We start from the raw sequence: 20,559 nt of genomic DNA on the forward strand, positions 1-20,559 counted from the left end.
ATGGCTGTAGCCGATCCTTCGAAAACGAGCGTGTTTCCGCAGCTTGGCAAACTCACCCCCCATCACCATGAAAGCCGCCAAGGTCTCTCTTGCGATCGCTGCCGCCTCTGCATTGGTCGGGATGGCTTTCCTGATAAGGGATCGGCAGAGGGCGTCTGACCATCTGGCTGGTTCCAGCACTCCTTCCAAGCCACGGTCCTCGACCGGGTTCGCCCCTGTGGCGTCACAGAAATCAGATGCTCCTTCTTTGGAGCAGGGCGAAGCGAAGCGTTACCGTCCCGAACCTGTTTCTGAAGACGTGCGCCTCAAGGTGGATGCGCTGGTCCATCGTCTCAAGGATTTGCCTGACGAAGGGAAAATGCGTGATCCGGAGCTGATCGCACTCATGGATCGATTTTCCGAATTGCTGGATGCCGTGGCTGAAAACCCCCGCCTTGAGAAGGCAATGACAAGCCTGATGGGCACGAAGGGCATCGACCTCTCGAACCCTGGTTCGAAGCCCCAAGAGCGCCCTGGAGTGCAAATACCCTTTAGCCGGTTTGATGATCCCGTGGGGCGGTCATGGCTCGAAGCAGTGGTGTCCGATGATGAAAAGCGGGTTGAAGACTGGATTGTGAATCAGTTTGATGGCGCCTCATTCGAGTTTGCCCTGGATCCGGACCTGAAAAAAACGAGCAAGGGCATTACCGTGACAGCTCCTTCCGCTGGCTCGAAGGAAGCCGAAGATTAGGTTCCCCCGCCTGGGTTCAAGCGGCCGCTCGCGCCACGCTGACGGAGCGATCGCCATCATCAGAAACAAAGCGGAATCACGGATGACCTCCGCGCTGATCTCGCACTTACCTGGCTCGTCGAGGACCGATCGGGATCTTATTCATTGCCGGAAGCTATCCGCTTGCTGAGGATATTTCTGTGATCGTCCTGAAAACCCCAATTCAGGTAGATGGAACGCGCCTTTTCATTGTGGTGATTCACTTCAAGTCGAAGGATGGGAATGTCACGTAATGCAACCCACGCCTCGGCAGCGACGAGTGCGCTCTTGCCTGCCCCCAGTCCACGTGCTGAAGGCTGTACGAAAAGTTCATCCAACAATGCATAGCGCCCCCCGAACTCCAGGCTGAATCCTATCGTCAGGACGAAATAGCCGTGTGAGCTTCCACTGGGATCCTGGAGCAAGAAAATGGCTCCAAGGTTGGGACTAGCAAGAAGCAAGTCGAGTGCCGTGGAGGCGGTCACGCCGTCGTAGGGCAATTTTTCTTCGGCGTAGAAACCCTGCATGAGTGATTGCACCGCGTTGATATCCTCCTGCGAAGCGAGGATCCAAACGAACTTGGGATCGGCCACATTCATAAGAGAACTATCGTTGATTGTCGGAATTCGGAGGTCAAGCTCCGTCTGAGACGGATCAACAAGTGCGCTAAAAAGTAGCACAGCCCTGTTTCGGGAGACGCACAAGGCAACGATTGGGAAGAGCGACTTATCGGATTGCACCGGAGCAGACCGATCCGACAACAACTCGCAATGACCTGAACTCACTCCTGTCAGGTGGAAGGTCAGGCCCATCCCGAAATGCGCAATCAATCATGCGTTTTTACGCAATTGGCACTTCCTGCAAGCGCCCTCAGTGCCTTCTTTTGCCAACCGGCCAGCATCCATGAAATCCAAGCGTCTAATCCACCTCTGCGCATCTCTACTCATCCTGATTTGTGCACCAAGCACAGCGCCAGCGGAAACCCCAGAAGAGCAAGTACAGGAATCGGGAAAGCAACCTACCCAAGCGGCTGCGGACGAAACCGTGAAGATATATTGCGCGGCCTGGAGGGAATCCGATATCGAGCAAAGGCGGAAACTACTTGAAACCGTATGGGCCCCCGAAGGCACTTATACCGATCCTTTCTCGCACGTCGAGGGTCGCGAGGCACTTGTTGAACTCATTGGAGTCTTCTTAAAGAAGTTTCCAGGGGGCCAGATCGTGCCTTCAAGCCATGCGGACTTCCATCATGGCATGCTTCGCTTCACCTGGAAGTTCATCGACAGGGATGGGAAGACTGTAGATGAAGGGATGGATTTCGGCGTCATAGGGAATGATGGGAGGTTGAAGAAGATCATCGGCTTCTTTGGCGCCCTCAAGCCTCTATAGGCAACGGGGGCACTGCGAATTCCTTCCAGCCACCATTTGTCAGGCGGGCTTGGCTGTCTAAGCTGACGCCAACGCCCTCTTTCCATGCCCGATACCGAGTCAGAAAGCCCCTTCATTGTCTTCTTCAGCAAACAAAACGAAAAGTGCTCCCGCTGCAGCCGCCCCATCATGCAGGGCGCCTTGCTCTGCGTGTACCGGAATCACAAACTGACTTGCACGGGTTGCGAGGGATTGGGAGATCACCTGCTGCTGCCCGCGGGTGATGTGGCCCTGACCCGCCGGGCCACCAAACACTCCAACGTCGCGCATCCAGTCTATTCACCCGAGAAGCGACGCAATCGGTATGAGCGGCGCGGCACGCTCGTGGAAGCCTATGCTCTCCAGCTCGCCGAGGCGGAATGCGAAGCCGATGCGGCGGACCGTGAGGTGAAACGCGCCAAGGATGCCGTGCGACGGGAGAAGATGGACCAGGAGTACATCGCGGTGTTCGCCATGCGCATCCGTCAGCTCTACCCCTCCTGCCCCGAGGGGTTGGAATCGGAGATCGCGATGCATGCGTGTGAGAAACACTCTGGCCGTGTGGGTCGGCGCGAAGCCGCCCGTGAGGAGCTGGACGATGAGTCCCTGAAGCTCGCGGTTCGAGCCCATATCCGCCACACCGAGACGCCGTACGACAAGCTCTTCGAGAGAGGCTACAAGAAAGAACAGGCCCGCGACGCGGTGATTGACATCGTGAACCGGGTGGAGCGCAAGTGGGCGGCGGAGTGCCTGGATAACGCCCCACCGCCCAGAATGCCAGCCTAGATGACAGAACAAGCGTCAAACAAAGATATCGGCCACGACCTTACCCCGATCGCCGACGGTAAACGGACGGCCAGATGGTGACATGACCACTTCGCTCACGGGCAATCCCATGGCTGCACCTACGGTCGCAATGAAGTCCTGCACGGTGACGGGATTCTCTGTGGCCCCGCGGCCTCCCTCGTCAGTGGCTCCATGTACATATCCCCCCTTCACCCCGCCCCCTGCGAACACCGTGGAGAACACCCTTGGGTGGTGGTCACGTCCGGCATTCTGATTAATATCCGGCGTGCGACCGAACTCCGTTCCCAGCACCACCAAGGTGGAATCAAGCAGTCCCGAGCTCTTCAGATCTTCCAGTAGGGCCGCCATCCCCTGATCAAGCTCTCCACCACGTGTGGTCATGCGACTGTCCAGTCCCTCATGCATGTCCCAGCCGCCGGAGTAAACTTCCACAAACCTCACGCCAGATTGCACGAGGCGGCGGGCGAGGAGACAACCCTGTCCGAAGTAGCCCCTGCCATAGCGATCACGGACCTGCTGCGATTCCTTTTTGAGGTCAAAGGCATCGAGATCGCTGCTGGCTAGTAATTGCACGGTCTGATCATAGAGCTCGGTGTACCCCTTCACTGCGGCACTTTGATACTTTTCGCGGAAAGCGGCATCGAACCGGTTGCTCAAGTTCATGCGCCGCTTTGATCGATCCTCCGGCACAGTAGCGCGCGCGTTCTGAAGTCCCTCCTCCGGATTGCTGATTGGGACAGGGGTATACGCAAAGGGAAAGAACCCGGCATTGGCCGTCCCCTGACCAATCGCGACACTGGAAGGAAGACTGTGGTGAGACTTTCCTTTGAAGTGTTGGGCCCAAACACCCAGCGTGGGATGCACAATGGTGCCGCGCTCAGCATAAGCAGTGTGCATCAAGTAGCTGGCTGGTCCATGCACACCATTGGTGGTGGTCATGGAGCGGACGATGCTCAGCTTGTCTGCTTGTTTGGCGAGACGTGTCATGTAGCCTCCAAGCTGAATGCCAGGCACATTTGTGCTGATGGGGTCGCGGGCACCTTTGGTGCTCCCGGTCTTGGGATCGAAGGTGTCCACGTGACTAAGTCCCCCTCCCAAGAAAAGGTAGATGCAGGCACGTGCGCGGCCTCCCACGCCTTTGGGGGCGGCTTCGGCCGCACCAAACGCGGCATCCACGCCGCTGGACAGCACGCTCACTCCCAGGGTGGCGCGGGCCGCTTGGAGGACGAACTGGCGGCGGCTGACTGGGTCTGACTGGAAACCGGATCGGTTCATGGTAATATGATTTTGATGAAGCTTTTGAATGCTATTGAACAAAGTAAAACTCCCGGGTGTTGATGAGAGACCAGATGATGTCGGCATAGGCCTCCTCACCGTGAGCGGCGAGCTCCTGGCGGACGATGTTTTTCTCCTCAAGGGAGGGCCTGCGGTTCAAGATGCTGAGGAAGACGGCCTCCACCTTGTCAGGAGGAGATGCCACCCTCGCCATGGTGCGGAAGATGAGAGAGTCCGGATTGGTGATCATTTCCTGAACCCGTCCATTCATCATCATGAGCACCTGCGGCACTGTGCCGTCTGCGCAGCCCCCGTCCACCACCGTCCGGGGCGACTGTCCGAACTGGAGCAGGAAGTGCCCCGCCGGAGCGGGTTGAGGCAGTTCGGCGGCCCTCAGCAGCATCATGCCTCCATGCGTGAGGTATCCAGTCTCGTCCATGGAAGTCGAGGTCGTGGCCATTTCCACACCGGCCTTTGTCTGAGAAACCATCTCCGCCTTGTCCAGTCCGCCTGCCACCTTCTTCCGCTCAAGCGCGCCAATGTTGTTAATTGCAGCGAGCTTGCTCAAGACGGTCATGGAATCCAGCCTGGGGTTGAGCAAATTCATCTCAATGGAGCGGCCATAGAGGTCTGTTTCGGTATTCTTGAACTTGTCCGGTTCCCCCAGCACGAGTGTCATGAAGGAGTCCCATGCCTGCTCCGCACTCATGCGGCGAAGAATCGGGCCCTGGAAGAAGTACGGTTCCCCCATAGCCAGCTCCGTCGTGGTGGCCTGGCTCTGGTAGGCGCGGGTGTTGTACAAGATACGAAGGAATTCCCGAAGGTTGAACTTCACACGCACCATCTCCGTCGCGAGATGCCGGAGGAGTTCCGGATTGTAGGAATCCTCCGGATGATCCAGATTGTGCACGGTCGGGGTGAGAGACACCCCGAAAGCAAGCTGCCACATCCGGTTGGCGATCGTCATCGCGAACCTGGGGTTCTGAGCATGCGTCATCCAAGCTCCAAAACGCTTGCGCAGGCCCTCTGGATCATGCTTCCCATCCTTCTCCATCTGGAGGTAGGCGGCATTGCGCCGGTCCGACGGAGACCAGACGATGAGCTTGGGGTCCACTGGTTCATTGGGCGAGCCGTCCTTGTACTTGTAGTCACGTGGCAGCCGCATGCGGTTCTCGCTCAGATTACTGATCGAGTAGGTGTTGGATCCAACGATGTTGTTGAGCTGACCGGCTAACGACTTCCCGTCGCGTCCGCGGTCGTTCAAGATCTTTACAGCCCCCTCCACCAGCTCGCGTCTGCGTTCCCCGGGGAAGTCATCCCCCCCAGCATGGTGGACGTGGCACCAAAAAAGGCGGCCATTTCATAGAACTGCCGCTGGGTCCAGTCAGCAAAAGGGTGGTCGTGGCACTGGGCACATGACACATCCGTGCCAAGGAACACCTGGAGAGTGTTTGCGAGATTGTCGAGTTGCATGCTGGAGTCTCGGAGGAGGTAGCCCGCCGCGCCGTTGTTCCAGACCTTTCCTTCGGCGGTGATCATGTCATTTACCATCTGGTCCCACGGCCGATTGGTGCGGACCTGTTCCTTCACCCACTCGATGTAGGCCAGACCGCGCATGTAGTATCCGAAGCCGTCCACAATACGCAGCATCTCCGCGAAGTAGTTGTACATGTGGCTGACATGCCCTTCAGACTCCAGCAACCGGTCAATGAGCCGCATCCTCCTGTCCGCGCCTCCCGCGCCCAGAAATTGGGTAGTTTCCTCATGATTTGGAATCCGGCCGGCGATGTCCAGATAAACGCGGCGCACGAACTGCTCGTCGGTCAGCGGAGGGTTGAAGGTGGGCTTCGACGGGGCTCCGGCGTTGCGCCGCGCGACAGCTTTCTGAAGGCCTCGCAACACCAGATCATCAATGAGGGCCGCCGCCTGGGCGGCACTGGCGTTCGTGGGCACCGAAATGAGCGCTTCTGCGTGCGGTGAGGGAGGCAGGCTGCGGGCCATCAACTGGTCCGCCCCGGAGAGCCGCTCCAGAGACAAACCGTGAACGGAACCGTTGCCCAGTTGCAGGTAGACGACGTTCCCGTCCAGCTTCAAAAACAACGCCTCCACTTTCCGGCCTTGAACATCTGTCCACACACGGGGTGAGTCGGCGGCGGAAGCTGGCACTGCAGACACGAGCAATCCAGCGGCAAAGAGGCATAACAATTTTGGCATCATGGGAGATCTCGTTTTCACAACCAAGCAACGATCCCCGCCCCCACGTCATTAGTCACCTACCCATAGAACAAATGTTCTATTAAAACCTCAAGCTCATCCGACGCGGAAGCCGAAATGCCGACGCATGAGTCCACACCTGCCGGGCACGACAGCCAGCAACTTCCTATCCAGGTTATTGAAAACAACTTTCGCCTCTCCGATCTCAATAGAGCACCACCGCCCCGGTACTGGCGTTCAGCACGAGGGTGCGATAGTTCGCGGGCAGTGCATCCGGGGCACGTTCCCAATCCGTGGCGAGGGCGAGGGTAACACACCACCTGGGATCGGACGCACCACGAGGCAGGGTCGTGCCGCCCTCGGGCTTGAAGGCAAACACGGGCGGGGTGGTATCCACATCGTCCACGGCGGAAGCCTTGACCAGCGGAGTGCGGGCCAGGAGGTTGGACCAGGATTCCTGCTCGATCATGATGGTGGACTTTTCCAGCAGATTCACCTCCCCAAAGGGCCGCCACTTTCCGGTGGCACGGTCCGGCACCATGAGCTGCCAGCCTTGGAAATAACTCTGCCCCTCGCCTCCGCCCTCCTGCTCCCGGCGGAGAAAGCGGACACCGACCATGCGATTCTCACGTGCCGCCAGTTGTGCGGCATAAGCGAGCTCGTTGGTGAACCTCGCGGAAGACGACGTGAGCTGTTGGGCAGAGAGCGCAGAACCGATGGAAAAAGATGAGAGAGCCACCAGCATCGCCACCATGGCGATGACGACCATCATCTCGATCAAGGTGAAAGCCTCGCCGCGCGAGGCCGGGAAGGAGGGATGTTTAGTTCTCACGGGATGACATCAGTTTTGCGGCCGGGATCTGCACCGCAGTGGAGAAGACGCGGAAACCAAGCTTGAGATTGACCAGTTCGGTCTCCAGCTTCTTCACGTCATTCTCGTACTCCGAAGCAGTGGTGAAGACCTTGGTATTGGCCACGTTGCGCAACTGGGTGGCCAGCGCATCAGTCCCCGCACTGTCGAGCTTGGACCAGTCACGCTCATCCAGGGCCACCAAAGTGAGTCGGATCATGGGAGGGAGTTGATGACGACTGCGCTCGGCCATGGTGGTGGTGTCCGGCCACTGATGGCGGCGGGTGTCATAGATGTAGTTGGGTGCGGCCGAGGTATCCGCCCCGGTATCCTTGCCCGGCATGGGCCAGACGGGCTGAACAAAGATGGCCAGGATGTTCTCCGCCACCGGCTGGGAGTCCGCTGCAAGATCAGAGCGGAACCAGTCATACAACCCATTCTGTGTGTTCTGCGCCTCAACCCACGGGATCTTTGTAGAGGTGGCATCGCCATTGGGCGGAATGACCAGACGGTAGAGGGAGAGCTTCTCTGTCGGCTGCCGGAATTCCATGAGGCGAAATCGCTTGCGCTCTGGATGCGCCGGGGTGTCTCCCAGGAAGGCAGGTCGCCGCGGCAGGTCACTGTCATAGGTCACATACCAGCCCCACCCATTGAGCATGGACTCCAGCCCATAGGGCTCCGTGGAAGGTGGGTTGGGATTGCCCGCATCCAGGTTCTCCCCCAGTGGAGCCTGGAAGAAGACGGCGTGGCCAGCCGCTGGCACGGCATTGCCCAGCAGCGTCGTGACCGGTCCGTTCACATAGTGCAGCTCTGACTGGCGCTGGTAGAGCAGCGGGTTGCCGTTTGCATCCAGTTTGTAGCCCCAGTACGAGTTCAGCGTGGCCTGGGACAGCCGGGCGGCGATGGCTTCAAAGGCGGCCCGCGCCTCCCGGAACTCTTCCGTCCGGGCCTTGGCACGGCCCCAGGTGATCTGGGTGTCTGACAGCACCTGGGACAACACCATCATGAGCACGGAGAGCACCGCCACGGATACCAGAAGCTCAATCAAGGTGAATGCCGTCGTCTTGCGGGGGTGGCAGGGGCCGGACATAGGGCGGGATTAGTTGGAGGCCACGGCCGTCGTGCTGGCCGTCTTGTCCGTCTGGGCCAGGAGGGTCTGCGCACACTTGCAGGTGGCCGGCTGTTGAAACGCGAGGTCAGGATTGGGGCTGCTGGTGACCAGGATCTGCACCGCCTTCAGTCTTGGGTTCGAGGAAGACATCCCTGGAAGAGGCTTGGCATCTGTCACCGAGACGCGTGCCGTGAAGATGGCGCTGATGTCACCTGTCTTCACCCGCGTGCCCTGCCCATCGAAGCTGTAGTCCTGCTGACTCCCCTGCTGCTGCTGCTGGAGCACATCACTCCAGTCCCGCATGCGGTAGTCCGAGGAGATCGACTGAACGATCCTGGCAGAGGCAGTGGTGTTGGAAGCCTCACGCAGCGTGTCCAGGGACACGGGGATCAGTCCCACCAGGGCGACAAGCACGGTGGCGGCGATGCCTACAGCGATGGTGGTCTCCACCAGGGAGAAGCCGCGACGATGTAGTTTTTTCTTGGAGGGTGGCAGGATCAGTTTCATGGCATGAACGTTTTGCGGGTGATGACGCGGAAGCGATAGTAGTCGTCCAAAGCTCCGCTCTGGGAGGGGTTGGCGAAGTAGTTGGGAAGTTCCGGATCGTTGGGATCGATGTAGCGCTCAATGATGGAGGAGCCACGCTGTTCTGCGGTGACGGCATCCTTGCTCTCATTCCACTCGTCCGCAGCGGAGGAGCGCGCCTTCTTGAGCACCTGCACCCGATAGTGCACGGTGAAGATGTTCGACTTGGTGGTGAGGCGGGGATAGAGCTGGTTGTAGGGGGACTCGCGCACGTTGTCGCCAGTCAGTTCAAACCCGTCTTTCTGGCTGGAAAGGCTGCCGTTCCACCAGGTGACCATGGTCTCATAGGTCGGTGAGGAGCTCGGCAGGCCATCAGCCCGGGGGTAGTAGGTGCGGCCCGACATCGGCTTGGGTACGAGGAAAATATCGCAGATCTCCGAGGCGCTGCGGAAGATGTCCCCCTGGTCGAACCGTTGTCGGAAGCCCTTCATGGTCTCTTCAGCATTGACCTCGTAAACCGTCTCAAATTTGAGCCAGTTCTGCCAGGTCTTGTAGCTTTCCTCCATCTGAGCGGCGTTGGCCCCGCTGGTCAGGGCGTCCTTGGCCCACGCCAGCTCTGATGGCATGGCATTGATGCGAACGCTGCGTAAGGCGGCGTAAAGACTCGTGTCCCGCCTGATGTAGCTGAACGGCACGATCTGCGAGTTCAGGTTGATCTTGCCTCCGGTGGAGAAGGGTTCGCTGATGGCGTAGGGCTCCACCACCGGCATCCAGAAGAAATCCAGGAGAAGATGGTCACGAGGGGGGCGAAATCCCCAATGATCCGTCTGTATGGGCTCCAAGTTGGCGGGGCGTACTCTGGAAGGAGGGTTTGGACAAAAGAGAAGCGTTTGCCACGGACCAGTCCGGTCACTGTTTGCAGGCACGGGGTGCACCGCGCTGGGCAGGGAGCCAAAAGCGATCGCAGAGCAGATCTGCCGGTTGGGCGAATAAGTTCTGGCAGTCGATTCATCAGTGAACCCGTCCCGGGCAAAATAACCGTCCCTGGGACCTGTGGTACCCTTGATACCGGTGTCGTCTGGCTTGTTGATGTAGGGCCCATCTTCAATCCGCCCCATCCCGGTATCCCAGTCCCCAGGGCGATTGGAAGAGTTGTAAGCTCCGTCAAGTCTGTATGGGGTGGAAGGCTGACAGTCCTGCCAGTAAGCCACATCCCGAAGCAACCCATAAGGCTTGCTAACCTTGCTGTCGGCACCAATGACGTAGCCGGCCATCTGCCACGTATGCTGCTTGCCGACGGTGTTGTTCAGGTAGGACTGAGCATGCGTTCGGCCGTAGTGTCCTGTGTAGGCACTTCCAGCATGCCTGAGCGACTGCGCCTCCTCCTTGGTAGGGCTGCTATAGTCGGCGTGGGGGGTGTAGCAGTCCTGAGGAATGCTCCTCATTGCGCACATGATCCTGAAATCTCCCTTTGCAATCGCATTGGTCGAACTGGTCACCACGGAACGGACCGTGTCGCCAAGGACAATCAAAAAGTTCTGGGGGTCGTTCTTGTTGAAACGCATCTGCAGGTCCATGCACTCTTTGGCCACGGTCCAGTTGGCATTGGAAGGCATGCTGCCGTTGACCCGTACGGTGGGAACGGGCCATGGACCAGTAGGGCTGATGAAATTGAGAGTCGCCGTCTGGATCAGCGTGGAATCATCGAGCTGTCCGGCAGCCCCCTCTCCGAGGTGAGTTTCGATGGTGACGGGTCCGCCCGTGAACTGGAAGGTACTCTGGGCTGAGACGTCAACATCCAGGCTCACAAAGGGGAATGAATTGGTTTCATCCGCGCCCACTCCGCCGGGCACCACGGTCTTGAGGGCACCACTCCGGGCCCGGTAAAACTGGGAGTGGAGGGAGGTGTAGGCCGTCGAGTGCCCGCCGTCTTTCGCTGCCCCGGCCGGCACCCAGCAGCGGTTGACCCCCGCTGCGGCAAAGCCCAGCGGCTGGCTGTTCACCTTCCAGTTCTCCATGCCCTTGATCCGGTACCGCACATTGGGGGTGTAGGGAGGCATGCCTACCACGGGCGTGAACGGCTGGACCACAAGAAAGGCGCGCATCCGCTTTGTCTTGTCCGCCTTGCTGTCGGCTGGCGCGGTGTCCTTGGGACTGCCATCGGGATTGGTTTCGACCTCGGTCGCCATGAAGATCAAAGACGCCTCGATAACGGTAGGGTAACGCCCGAGGGCCTTGAGCTTGGTGGGAAAGGACTCGGCGGCAGTCCCGTCCGCCACTATTGGCACGGCTGAGGCCTCCGCCAGATACTCCCCATTCAGACCTGTGTAGGCCCGGGGCGGGATGTAGTGATATTTGGGAGTGTCATAGGGATTGTTTGCATTCACCCCCCAGCGAACAAAGTCGAACATGTTGAGCAGGATCTGGTTCCGGTTCGAGGAACCATATTTGTCGTCGAACGTCTGGGTTCCAAAGCCGGGCACTGCCGCCTTGGTGAGTTTTTGCAGGTAGCTGAAAATCATCTGATTCCCCGACAGTTGAAAGTCCGCGGTGGGGCTCTGCGATGACCCCTGCTTGGTCGAGGCGTTTTCCCAAGTTGATGCCCTCTGGAACGCGCCCAACTGCCCAGCAGAGGTCGCACAAAAGGCAAGCAGTTTGTCTTTGGCTGTGCGCTTGGACGCCTCCGCCTGGACCGGCCACAATGAAATTCGCGGGCGGTTGTAAAGGTTCACCTCAGGTGCCCGGCTGTGCGCCGTGAGAAAGAACCGGCCCATCTCGAGATCTGCGGCATTTACCGTTCCGTCGGAGGAGTTGGCCAGACGCTGATTCTTTCCCGCATCAAAACCTGATCCATAAAAGAACTCGTCCACGGAAGTAAAGAGTCGTTCCCGCTTCAATGGGACACCGGTGGCGAGGGATGCCACTTCCGACCCGCCCATCGAACTTTCGCCAGAAGCGCCGAGTTGCACCCGGGGCAAGAGATCATAGATGCCTCGCAGCCAGGTCTGGTACGCAGATTTGTTGCCAACCGTCCCATCGCTCTGAATGGCGGGAAACTGGTAGTTGTATTTGGCGTCGAAGGCCTGAAGCACCGTGCTCATGCTCGTCATCGCCGGATGCCCGGGAAAGCGCTGAAACTCGTTTTGCGCCGGTATGAAATAGGCGAAATTGCGATCCGACCATCCGGCCGCGCGTGGCACATCCCAGCCGGTTCCCTCCCCCGCCGTGTTGACGTTCACCTTGCAGCTCTCGTCATCGGTCCAAAAGGCAATCCGACCCACGATAGGGTTTTTTTCCGTAACCTCAGCGCTTTTGAAGGTGGCCCGGCCACCTTCACCGCCATCCGGTGCAACAATCCTTCCGTCCTGCAGCACATAGAGCCAGCGCACGGGCATGGGTAGAGGCTGGTCTGAAGTGGAACTGGGCACGGCGACGGTGGAGGAGAGCCCAAATCCAGCAACCTTACCCGTGGTGGTGCCGCCTGAAGTCTGCAACACACTGGCATCCAGCACAGGGTAGACCCGGTGGACGTTGCCGTCCGCATCCAGACGCGCCACGGGTTCATTGAGATCCGTGAACTGGGCCGGCAGCTCTTTCCACTTTGCCAAAGATGTCGCCTCATTCAGCGCGTTGAAACTGTCGCCTCCCTCCGTCATCTTGTCTGAGGAGTAGAGCCTCCAGGCAGTCTCCAGCTTGGCGCGGCCCGCCACGGCTCCTGGAGCGGTGCCAAATACACGGATCATGCCCGGCTGGGAGGCCCAGGTCTTGCTCATCCCCAAGCCGGAAGTGGCCTCGCGGATCTGACCCATGACAATGCTCACCGGCATGTCGGTGAGGCCGCGCACTTGCGAGGTCTGGCTGAATGCGGAAGAGGAGCGGGCTTCTGACGAACCCATGGAGAGCAGCGCCAGCACCAGACCCATGAGAAGAGCCACAATGGCGAGCACCATCACCAGAGCCATCCCGGCCTGCTGACTCCCCTTGTTCATGTTACGTCTTTTGTTCATGAGTTTGACCTGTTTCGGTGAATTTTGATCAACGGCGGCGACGGAGGGAGAGGCATGCCACACCCAGGAAAAGCAGCATCAAACGGCCCGGCTCAGGCACCACCACCACCTGGATGTAGAGGCCGTTGAGATCGGTGGAGAGCTGCCACTTCAAGTCCTCACCGAGATCCGGCATGTCCAGTAGGCCGAGGGAGCCGGTGAACTTGGCATTGTTCGGGTTCCCACCTACAACCACGTTGCTCCAGTCGATGAGCTGCCACTTGTCCAGCTCCATCCAGAACTCGGAAGTTTCGTTGATATCCGTCACTTTCAGCGTGCCTCCCAGGACGATGGCGTTGTCACTCTTCAGGACCAGCACGTCATTGGTAGCCAGCGGGGATGCCAGGTTGGAGTCTCCGCCAAAGTTCTCCACAATGTCGAACTCCAGCGTTCCCTGAAGAGTGATGATCCCCGTGCCGCTGTTCTGAAGGGTGAAGGATTGCCCAGCGCTGTCCCCGAACTCACCCAGCTTGCCCACCTGCAGGTTGGCACCGCTGTTGATGGAGATGTTGCGGTCCGCAGCGGTCACGACGGAACCGGCGCCTCCGAATCGGGCCCCTGACTGGACTGTGACATGCCCGGTGCCGGTACCACTGCCAGCGGTGTTCTGCACTAGGTAAGTACCAGCCGTGACGGTCGTACCACCGGTGTAGGTGTTGGCGGCAGATGCCGTCACCGTTCCTGAGCTGCTCTTGGTGACGGCAGCGCTTCCATCCATGATGGCCGTGACCGTGCCGTTGCGTAAATCATAGGCGCTCGCGGTCAGCACCCCGGTGGAGCCTTCGATGCGGCCATTCGTCAACGTCACTGCCGCCACGGTTTCATTGTTCGCCCCCAGACTGAAGATCGCGCTGCCTCCGTTCACTGTCACGGCCCCGGTATCGGCGAGCACTCCGGCCGCCCCCAGCGCCAGCGTACCGTCCAGAATGGTGGTGCCGCCCGTATAGGTATTCCCTCCTGAAAGCGTCAGCACACCCGCACCGCTCTTGGTCAGCCCGCCACTGGTGTTGCTGCTGAGAGCCACCGTGCCCGCGCTGGCGGCCGTGGCAGCCCCGCCCCCGTGCAGTGTGACCGTGAGCACATCCCCATCCACATAGCCGGTACCGGGATTGGTGATGGTGAAGCCAGTGACCACTCCGTTCACCACCGTGGCCACCGCCGTGGCTCCCGTACCGGAACCTCCGCTGATGACCACCACCGGAGTGTCCACATAACCAGCACCGCCACCGGAGACGGCAATGCTGCTGACACCGCTGCCGTTGGGTGCGAGCAGCGCCTGGCCAATCGTGATGTCAAAACCTGCGGTGTCGATTTTCGCCCCACCCGAATAGACAAAGGCGTTCGTGAGCCCGGTCATGAAGGTGGTGTTGGTCGCGTTGGCCTTCAGGGTGCCGCCATTGAAGTTGAAGAGGCCGGTGCCGGCGCCTCTGGTCACCCGGTTGGTAGTGAGAGTGCCGCCGAGGAGGTTGACCGTGCCGTTGGATGCCGCCCCGACCTGGCCGAGCGCAAGGCCGTTGGTCGCCAGATTGACGGCGGCAGATCCGGATATGTTCAAGATGCCAACGCCGTTCTCACCCACGAACATCCCGCCCGTGCCGCTCAGCGCGGAGAAGGTGGCGGAGCCGCTGATGTTGTATACCCCGATGGAGCCCGTGCCCCCTGCTCCGACCGTCATGCGGTTTGAATTCACAAAGATATCACCACCGGTCTGGTTGATGACGGCGCGGTCGTTGTTGAACCCCACCACAAACCAGCTGCCCGAGGTGACCGTTCCACCGCTCATGGACATGGCGGCAAAGGCTCCGGCACCACGCCCCAGGTGGAACTCACTCGTGGTGGTGATGCTGCCCGAGGACATCTTCACGAAGCCGCGGCTGTTGGCCAGCGAGCCCACCGCGAGGCTTGGGCTGGTGTTCTTCGTGGCGTTCAGCGTGCCGCCATCAATGGTCAGAATCGCATTCAGGTTCGCGGTATCACCAATAGTAACCTGGCCGATGTTGGCTGTATTGAGGGCATTGACCGCCCCCAGCAGGCGGAGCGTGCCGTCGCTGACATTGAGGGTCCCGGTGAAGGTGCTCTGCCCAGTGAGGCTGAGGGTGCCCGTCCCGTTCTTCACCAGGCCGAAGCCCGCGCCGCTGATCGCCCCGCCCACGGTCAGGGTGCCGGAGCCGTTGGTGGTGACCGTACGGGTGGCGGACAGGGTGACCCCGCCCGTGCCCAGATTCAGGTCATTGGTGCCGCCATAGACGAAGTTGGCGTTCCACACCATGCCGTTGTTCGTGCCCACCGTCACCGCGCCACCGCTGGTGTTGTTGATCGTGCCGCCGTTAATCGTGAAAGTGCCGGTACCCAGAGCAGAGTTGCCTGCGCCCGTGCCCCCCTGGTTGATGTTCAAGGTGGTGCCGGAAGACAGGTTGAGACCACCGGAGAAGGTGCTGTTTCCAGAAAGGGTGAAGGTGCCCGTGCCGGCCAGGGTGAGGGTGCGGGCCCCGCTGATGATCGAGGAAATCACCGCCGCATTGGCCGAGTTGCTGGTCCAGGTCTGGTTGGCCCCCAGCGCGACACCCTGGGCGGAGAGGGTGAGAGCGCCCGCCCCCGAGTTGATCGTGATCCCCGCAGGGTCAACAATCGTGAGCACGTTCGCCCCGCCAATGCCCACAGCGCTCGCGGAGTTGATGGTGAGCGATTTGATGAAGATGTCTGCCCCGAGCGTGGTGCTGCTTTCATTCGCCGCTCCAGTCGCGGAGAAGATCACTGCAGAGGTGCCGTCAAGCGCCTGGCCCGGATCCGCGGTCCCGGCCGCGTCGCTGGTGAAGTTGGAGTTGCCACCGCTAAGGGCACTCCAGACGCCGCTCACATCCCCCTTCCAGTAGGCCACCGCCGGAGAGGTGCTGGTGAAGACATTCAGCGTCAGCGCATTCCCGCCTGTAACACTGAGGGAGAGGTTAAAGCCCGCCAGGGAGGCGGCTGCGAGTTCGAAGTTGGACGCACTGATGCCCGTGGCCCCGGTGATGAGCTGGTAGGAGCCCGCCCCATAGCCAGCGATGTTCACCAGGTTGATGGTGGCCACGCCGCTGGTGAAGGTGTAGGTCCCGCCGGTAAGCGCGATCTGGTCGCCTGTGGTGCCGAGGTCAAAGGAAAGCACGTTCCCACCGTTGAGCGTCAGCCCTGCGGAAAGGGTGAGCGTTCCCGACTGGCCGTCCTGGAGATTGATGGCCGATCCGGCACCCGACAGGGAAACCAGGCCCCCAATCGTTCCATTCCCCCCCAGCGCCCCGGTGGTGGTTACGGTGACGGCCGTATTGCCGAGACGGCCGGTGATGCGCAGCATCCCCCCGTTGACCTGGGTGGCTCCGGTGTACGTGTTGTTTCCTGAGAAGGTCTGGGTGCCCGTGCCTGCCTTAATGATGCCAAGAGAGGTCGCCAACCCGTTACTGATCACCCCGCCAAAGTTCTCAGCACCCGTGCCGGAGAGCGTCATTACCGGGTTGCCCCCAGCGGCGTTGGAGGTAATGGTAATCGCCGAGGCGTCGTCGTAGGTCTTCAGCAGGCCGGTGGTCTGGCTGTTGCCGTTGAGGTCCAGAGTCGTGCCAGCCCCCATGGTCACCGTCCCGGTTCCCAGCACCCCTGAGTTCGCGTTGTTTACCAGCAGTGTGCCGCCGGTGATGGCCAGGCCGCCGCTGTAGGTATTGGCTGCGCCACTGAGGGTGAGCGTGCCTGCACCGGTCTTGGTGAAGAGCCCTGCACCGGTGATGCTTCCGGAGAGTGTGGAGGCATTGCCATTCGTGTCAAAGGTGCCCGCCCCGGTGAGGGTGATGGCCTTGGCGGTGGTGATACCGCCCACGGCGGCCTGCAGCGTGCCGCCGTTGAAGACGATGCCGTTGGTGGTGTTGCTCCCGTTGATCCCCGCCGTGGCGGCGCGCAGGATGCCGCCGTTGAGATTGATGACGCCCGTGAAGGTGTTGGTGTTGCTGAGATGCATCGTGCCCGCCCCGGCCTTGGTGATGCCGGTCCCGCTCAGCACGCCGGAGATCAGCAGGTCGACGCCGGAGGCGGTCGCCCCCTGGGCGGTGGTGAAAGTCATGGGTCCGGCGTCACGCGAAACCACGTTCCCGCTCACCGTAGAAGTGACGGTGCTGGCCAGGGTGGTGATGCCGAAGCCCGTGGTGAAGTTGTAGGAGCCACCACCTGTGGAGGACATCGTGGCCCCGGTGAGGTTGAAGTTCGTCCGGTATCCTTGGTTGCCGGAGACCGTATTGTTCACCGTTCCGCCCACCACGTTGACCGTGGCAACCCGGGTCGAATCATTATTGAAACCCAGTGAATCCGTGGCTGAGAGGTTGAGTTGGGCACCGGAGTTCACCGTGACGGTTCCTCGAACCGCACCCGCTCCGCCGCCGGCCGACAGCACCAACGTGCCAGAGTTCACCACCGTGTTGCCGGTGTAGGTGTTGATCTGGTTGAAGGTGGCCACACCGCTAAAGACGTCGCCGCCGACCACGCCAAAAGTCACGCTGCCCGCACCGCTGATGACCCCGGTCTGGGCGAGGTTTCCATTACCCGTGAAGGTCACCCCGAACCCTCCATTGGTCACCGCCCCGAGAGTCAGCAACGTGGTGCCGCCAGTGGTGGGGTTCACGACATGGAAGATGGGGGCCGCCGTGAAGGTGGTGGCTCCAAAGGTAATGCCTGCCGTGCCGCTGCTGACATTTGCACCACCCGCCACCACGAGGCGCTGCGCCCCAATGGAAAGGGTGCCGAGCGTGTGGGTCACTCCGGCTCCGGCATTCAGGCGGTCCGAGGTGATCCTGGCATCGCCGGTCACCGTGGTGTTGCGCCCGAAGTTCAAGGCGGTGTCATTGGCGAGTTGCAGCTCCCCGCCAGCCAACGTCAGAGCCCCTGCGCCCAGTGCAGAAGCGTTGGTGGTCGCGCGCAGCACCCCGGCATTCACCGTGGTCGCTCCGGAGTAGGTGTTGACTCCTGAAAGCGTCACCGTACCCAGCCCGCTCTTCGTCAGCGAGCTGGCCCCGTTGGCCAGAATGTTTGTGGTGATGGCGAGACTGTCATTGAGCTGGTCCGCGCGAATCACCAGCTCTGCACCGCTGGCGGCCTGGATGCCCGTGCCGCCGGAGAGGGTGGCTCCACCGGCGACGTTGCCCGATTTCAGGATGCCATTGACCGTCAGGGTGGCGCCGGTGTTGAGGGCGAAGTTGGAGTTCCCGCTGAGATTCAAGGTGGTGAACGTGGCTGTATCCTGGGCGGTTACGGCCGCAGTCGTCTGCACGTGCGTTCCGGTCAGAGTGGTGCCACCGGCAAACGTGAAGGCACCGCCATCCGTGCCGTACTGGAGATCGCGTACATAGCCGGTGGCGTCGTAAAAGGCGTAGGTGTTTCCGCCGAAGAAAGTGCCCTGGTCGATGAACGCCCCGGCGGTGACGCCACTGGTAAGGACGATCTTGTTGGTCGTGCCATTGGAGCCCCCGGAGACGACGAAGTTGGCCGTGGCTCCCGCAGTGCGGGCGAAGGAGGCAAACGTGAGCGTGGTGTTGCCGCTGCCACCATAGGTGGAAGTGACCGTCCCCTCACCGACTGAGAAGATCAACGCACCCATGCCCTGACTGCTGCCGGCCGCTTCATTGAACTCGATGCCGCCGGTTCCTGCAAAAGTCAGCGCTGTGCCCGTGGTGCCGTTCAGGGAACCGGTGGTGCCATTCCCCACCTTCAAAAGGCCACCGCGGACGGTCGTGAGGCCCGTGTAGGTATTAGCACCGGTGATCAGCATAGTGCCAGCCCCTGCCTTGGTCAGAGCACCGGTGGTGAGGTTGGCCGCATTGGACAGTTTCACGGAGACGGTCAGGTCCACGTTTGAGTTTCCTGTGGCATCGGCCACGTCAAACACGACTGTGCCTCCACCCTGTCTGCCCAGCATGATGCCGTTGGCGACGGTGTTGGTGGCGTCCGAGTTGATCACGGAGGCGACAGTTCCTCCCACGGTCACATTGCCCATGAGGATGACGGACTCATAGTTGACACTGAATCCGTTGCCCGTGGTCAGAGTGCCGCCGTTCAACACGATGTTGCCGAAGATGTTCGCATCGCCATTGCCAGCACCACCGCCGGAGGGCACCGCCGTTTTCAGCACGCCGCCCTGATTCACGATGAAGGTGAGAAGTGGCATCGTGGTGGACCCGCCGCTGCCCAGGGCGTTGCCAACCGAGATTGCAACCGTGCCGCCGTTGTTGATGGTGACGGTCTTTCCTGCCGTGCCGGGATTACCAAACGAGCCGGAGGTACGGTTGTTCGTATTGGAGGAGTTGGAGGCGATCAACGTTCCGCCGTTAACGACGATGTTTCCGGTGAAGGTGTTCGCGCCGGAAAGCGTGAGGCTGCCCGTGCCCGTCTTGGTGAGGGTGCCGGCTCCGCTGAGCACGCCGCTGTAGGTGGTGGAAGCGTTGTTGGCCCCGACGATCAGATTCACGTTCGAGGCATTCACATCCGTCAGCGCGAATGCCGCATTGCCTGCCAGGCCGCCCACATTGAAGTTCAACACGCCGCCACTGAACGCCACACCGTTAGCCACGTTGTTGGTCAGGGTGCTGTTCTGCACCGCATTGGCATTGGCAAGCCGGAGCACGCCAGCCGTGATGGTGGTGGCACCTGTGTAGGTATTGGTCCCGGAAAGCACCCAAGTGCCTGCGCCGGTCTTGGTCACCGCCACGGAGGTCGCGCCGCCATTGGAAATAACTCCGCTCAGAGTGCCGCCACCCGCCCCGGTCAATGTGAGGGTCTTCACCCCGGCCGTGCCGCCAGTACCGCCGCTGATGGCACCTGCAAAATTGAGCAGGTTCGTCGTGCTGTTGTTGGTGAAGGTGTAGCTCTGGGTGGTGGCATCTGCACCCAGCAGGAGGGCGGCATTGATGAGCTGGTTGTTGATGAGGGCGGCATTCATCGTGATGCTGCCGCCGTTGCCCAGCGTGAGGATTTGACTGCCCGCCGCGCCCGACCCCAGCACATAGGCGGAAGCCTGATTGGTGTCGAAGAGCACCGACTGGATCGTCACGCCCGCACCGAGATTGATGACGGTGTTGCCACTGCCTGCACCATTGAAGGTGGCAGTATCTCCTGCTCCGGGAACGGCATTGATATCCCAGTTCGCCGCACCTGCCCAGGTGTTGTCCTGGCTGCCGTCCCACACACCCGTCGCCGCCTGAGCGGGCTCTGCGGCACCCAACGCCGCCGCGAGGAGAATCGCCAACGCTGTGCGCAGAGGACGCCGCGTGGTATCATTTCGCCAATCGCGATTCCCGACCGTTGTCAGGCTCGTCATGGCATCATCATTACATTGGCAACTGCGGAAGAGCATTGAAGGGCAGGTTGGAGTCGTTCCTTGAGGATTCAGTGAAGTGACCTGGATCATAGGGAACCCAGGCCCGGTCCGTCTCTAGAACATATGTTCTACCGGGCTCGGGAGCGGCAGGCGCCACACCGCAGAGAGTTGGCGAACGCCCTGTAAAGATGTGAATGCTTGCATGACACGATCATCGCGGCCCCGTGTCGAAATGGCTTGGACCCGTCA

The 20,559-nt window shown here is 60.5% G+C and carries 12 protein-coding genes; 3 read left to right on the top strand and 9 right to left on the bottom strand.

From position 1 onward, the window contains the following. Positions 1-67: 67 nt before the first annotated feature. The gene (locus BV106_RS00470; protein ID WP_038158756.1) at positions 68-730 is read left to right on the top strand and encodes a hypothetical protein; all 663 of its coding nucleotides are present in this window, start codon (positions 68-70) and stop codon (positions 728-730) included. 137 nt (positions 731-867) lie between these two features. On the opposite strand, the gene BV106_RS00475 is transcribed toward BV106_RS00470, so the two are convergent. Beyond that, positions 868-1,347 carry a GNAT family N-acetyltransferase gene (locus tag BV106_RS00475; RefSeq protein ID WP_038158759.1) on the bottom strand — a complete coding sequence of 160 codons (480 nt, stop codon included), beginning with the start codon at positions 1,345-1,347 and terminating at the stop codon, positions 868-870. Between the two features lie 304 nt (positions 1,348-1,651). On the opposite strand from BV106_RS00475, the gene BV106_RS00480 reads away from it, so the two are divergent. Both BV106_RS00480 and BV106_RS00485 read left to right on the top strand, forming a co-directional pair. After that, positions 1,652-2,137, top strand: coding sequence for a nuclear transport factor 2 family protein (locus tag BV106_RS00480; protein ID WP_081891398.1), 486 nt, complete (start codon positions 1,652-1,654; stop codon positions 2,135-2,137). Between the two features lie 84 nt (positions 2,138-2,221). After that, positions 2,222-2,941, top strand: a complete 720-nt coding sequence (locus tag BV106_RS00485) for a DUF2293 domain-containing protein (RefSeq protein WP_051944601.1) — start codon at positions 2,222-2,224, stop codon at positions 2,939-2,941. 15 nt (positions 2,942-2,956) lie between these two features. Here BV106_RS00485 and BV106_RS00490 read toward each other — a convergent pair whose 3' ends face one another. The 8 genes from BV106_RS00490 to BV106_RS00525 form a co-directional block, all read right to left on the bottom strand. Continuing rightward, on the bottom strand, positions 2,957-4,237 hold the full coding sequence (locus BV106_RS00490; RefSeq protein WP_038158761.1) for a DUF1501 domain-containing protein: 1,281 nt from the start codon (positions 4,235-4,237) through the stop codon (positions 2,957-2,959). A gap of 31 nt (positions 4,238-4,268) precedes the next feature. Beyond that, entirely contained in the window at positions 4,269-5,501 is a 1,233-nt protein-coding gene (locus tag BV106_RS37900; protein ID WP_265595174.1) for a DUF1553 domain-containing protein, read from the bottom strand. A 5-nt stretch (positions 5,502-5,506) separates the two neighbouring features. Continuing rightward, positions 5,507-6,454, bottom strand: coding sequence for a DUF1549 domain-containing protein (locus BV106_RS37905; protein ID WP_265595175.1), 948 nt, complete (start codon positions 6,452-6,454; stop codon positions 5,507-5,509). Between the two features lie 202 nt (positions 6,455-6,656). Next, on the bottom strand, positions 6,657-7,283 hold the full coding sequence (gene vccD / locus BV106_RS00505) for a Verru_Chthon cassette protein D (protein WP_265595176.1): 627 nt from the start codon (positions 7,281-7,283) through the stop codon (positions 6,657-6,659). Then, positions 7,273-8,391 carry a Verru_Chthon cassette protein C gene (gene vccC, locus BV106_RS00510; protein ID WP_038158773.1) on the bottom strand — a complete coding sequence of 373 codons (1,119 nt, stop codon included), beginning with the start codon at positions 8,389-8,391 and terminating at the stop codon, positions 7,273-7,275. The genes vccD and vccC overlap by 11 nt, the downstream gene beginning before the upstream one ends. 9 nt (positions 8,392-8,400) lie before the next feature. Beyond that, the gene (gene vccB / locus BV106_RS00515) at positions 8,401-8,919 is read right to left on the bottom strand and encodes a Verru_Chthon cassette protein B (RefSeq protein WP_038158776.1); all 519 of its coding nucleotides are present in this window, start codon (positions 8,917-8,919) and stop codon (positions 8,401-8,403) included. Continuing rightward, on the bottom strand, positions 8,916-12,944 hold the full coding sequence (vccA, locus tag BV106_RS00520; protein ID WP_265595177.1) for a Verru_Chthon cassette protein A: 4,029 nt from the start codon (positions 12,942-12,944) through the stop codon (positions 8,916-8,918). The genes vccB and vccA overlap by 4 nt, the downstream gene beginning before the upstream one ends. A 28-nt stretch (positions 12,945-12,972) precedes the next feature. Next, a complete protein-coding gene (locus BV106_RS00525) occupies positions 12,973-20,238 on the bottom strand; it encodes an autotransporter-associated beta strand repeat-containing protein (protein ID WP_265595178.1) in 7,266 nt (2,421 codons plus the stop codon). Between the last annotated feature and the right edge of the window lie 321 nt (positions 20,239-20,559).

The sequence above is a fragment of the Verrucomicrobium sp. BvORR106 genome (genome assembly GCF_000739655.1).
GTDB lineage: Bacteria > Verrucomicrobiota > Verrucomicrobiia > Verrucomicrobiales > Verrucomicrobiaceae > Verrucomicrobium.

What these genes read in the sequence shown, in the direction of transcription:
- BV106_RS00470 (WP_038158756.1), top strand. Translation starts at nt 68, where the DNA reads ATGAAAGCCGCCAAGGTCTCTCTTGCGATCGCTGCCGCCTCTGCATTG.
- BV106_RS00475 (WP_038158759.1), bottom strand. Translation starts at nt 1,347, where the DNA reads ATGAATGTGGCCGATCCCAAGTTCGTTTGGATCCTCGCTTCGCAGGAG.
- BV106_RS00480 (WP_081891398.1), top strand. Translation starts at nt 1,652, where the DNA reads ATGAAATCCAAGCGTCTAATCCACCTCTGCGCATCTCTACTCATCCTG.
- BV106_RS00485 (WP_051944601.1), top strand. Translation starts at nt 2,222, where the DNA reads ATGCCCGATACCGAGTCAGAAAGCCCCTTCATTGTCTTCTTCAGCAAA.
- BV106_RS00490 (WP_038158761.1), bottom strand. Translation starts at nt 4,237, where the DNA reads ATGAACCGATCCGGTTTCCAGTCAGACCCAGTCAGCCGCCGCCAGTTC.
- BV106_RS37905 (WP_265595175.1), bottom strand. Translation starts at nt 6,454, where the DNA reads ATGATGCCAAAATTGTTATGCCTCTTTGCCGCTGGATTGCTCGTGTCT.
- vccC (WP_038158773.1), bottom strand. Translation starts at nt 8,391, where the DNA reads ATGTCCGGCCCCTGCCACCCCCGCAAGACGACGGCATTCACCTTGATT.
- vccB (WP_038158776.1), bottom strand. Translation starts at nt 8,919, where the DNA reads ATGAAACTGATCCTGCCACCCTCCAAGAAAAAACTACATCGTCGCGGC.
- vccA (WP_265595177.1), bottom strand. Translation starts at nt 12,944, where the DNA reads ATGAACAAAAGACGTAACATGAACAAGGGGAGTCAGCAGGCCGGGATG.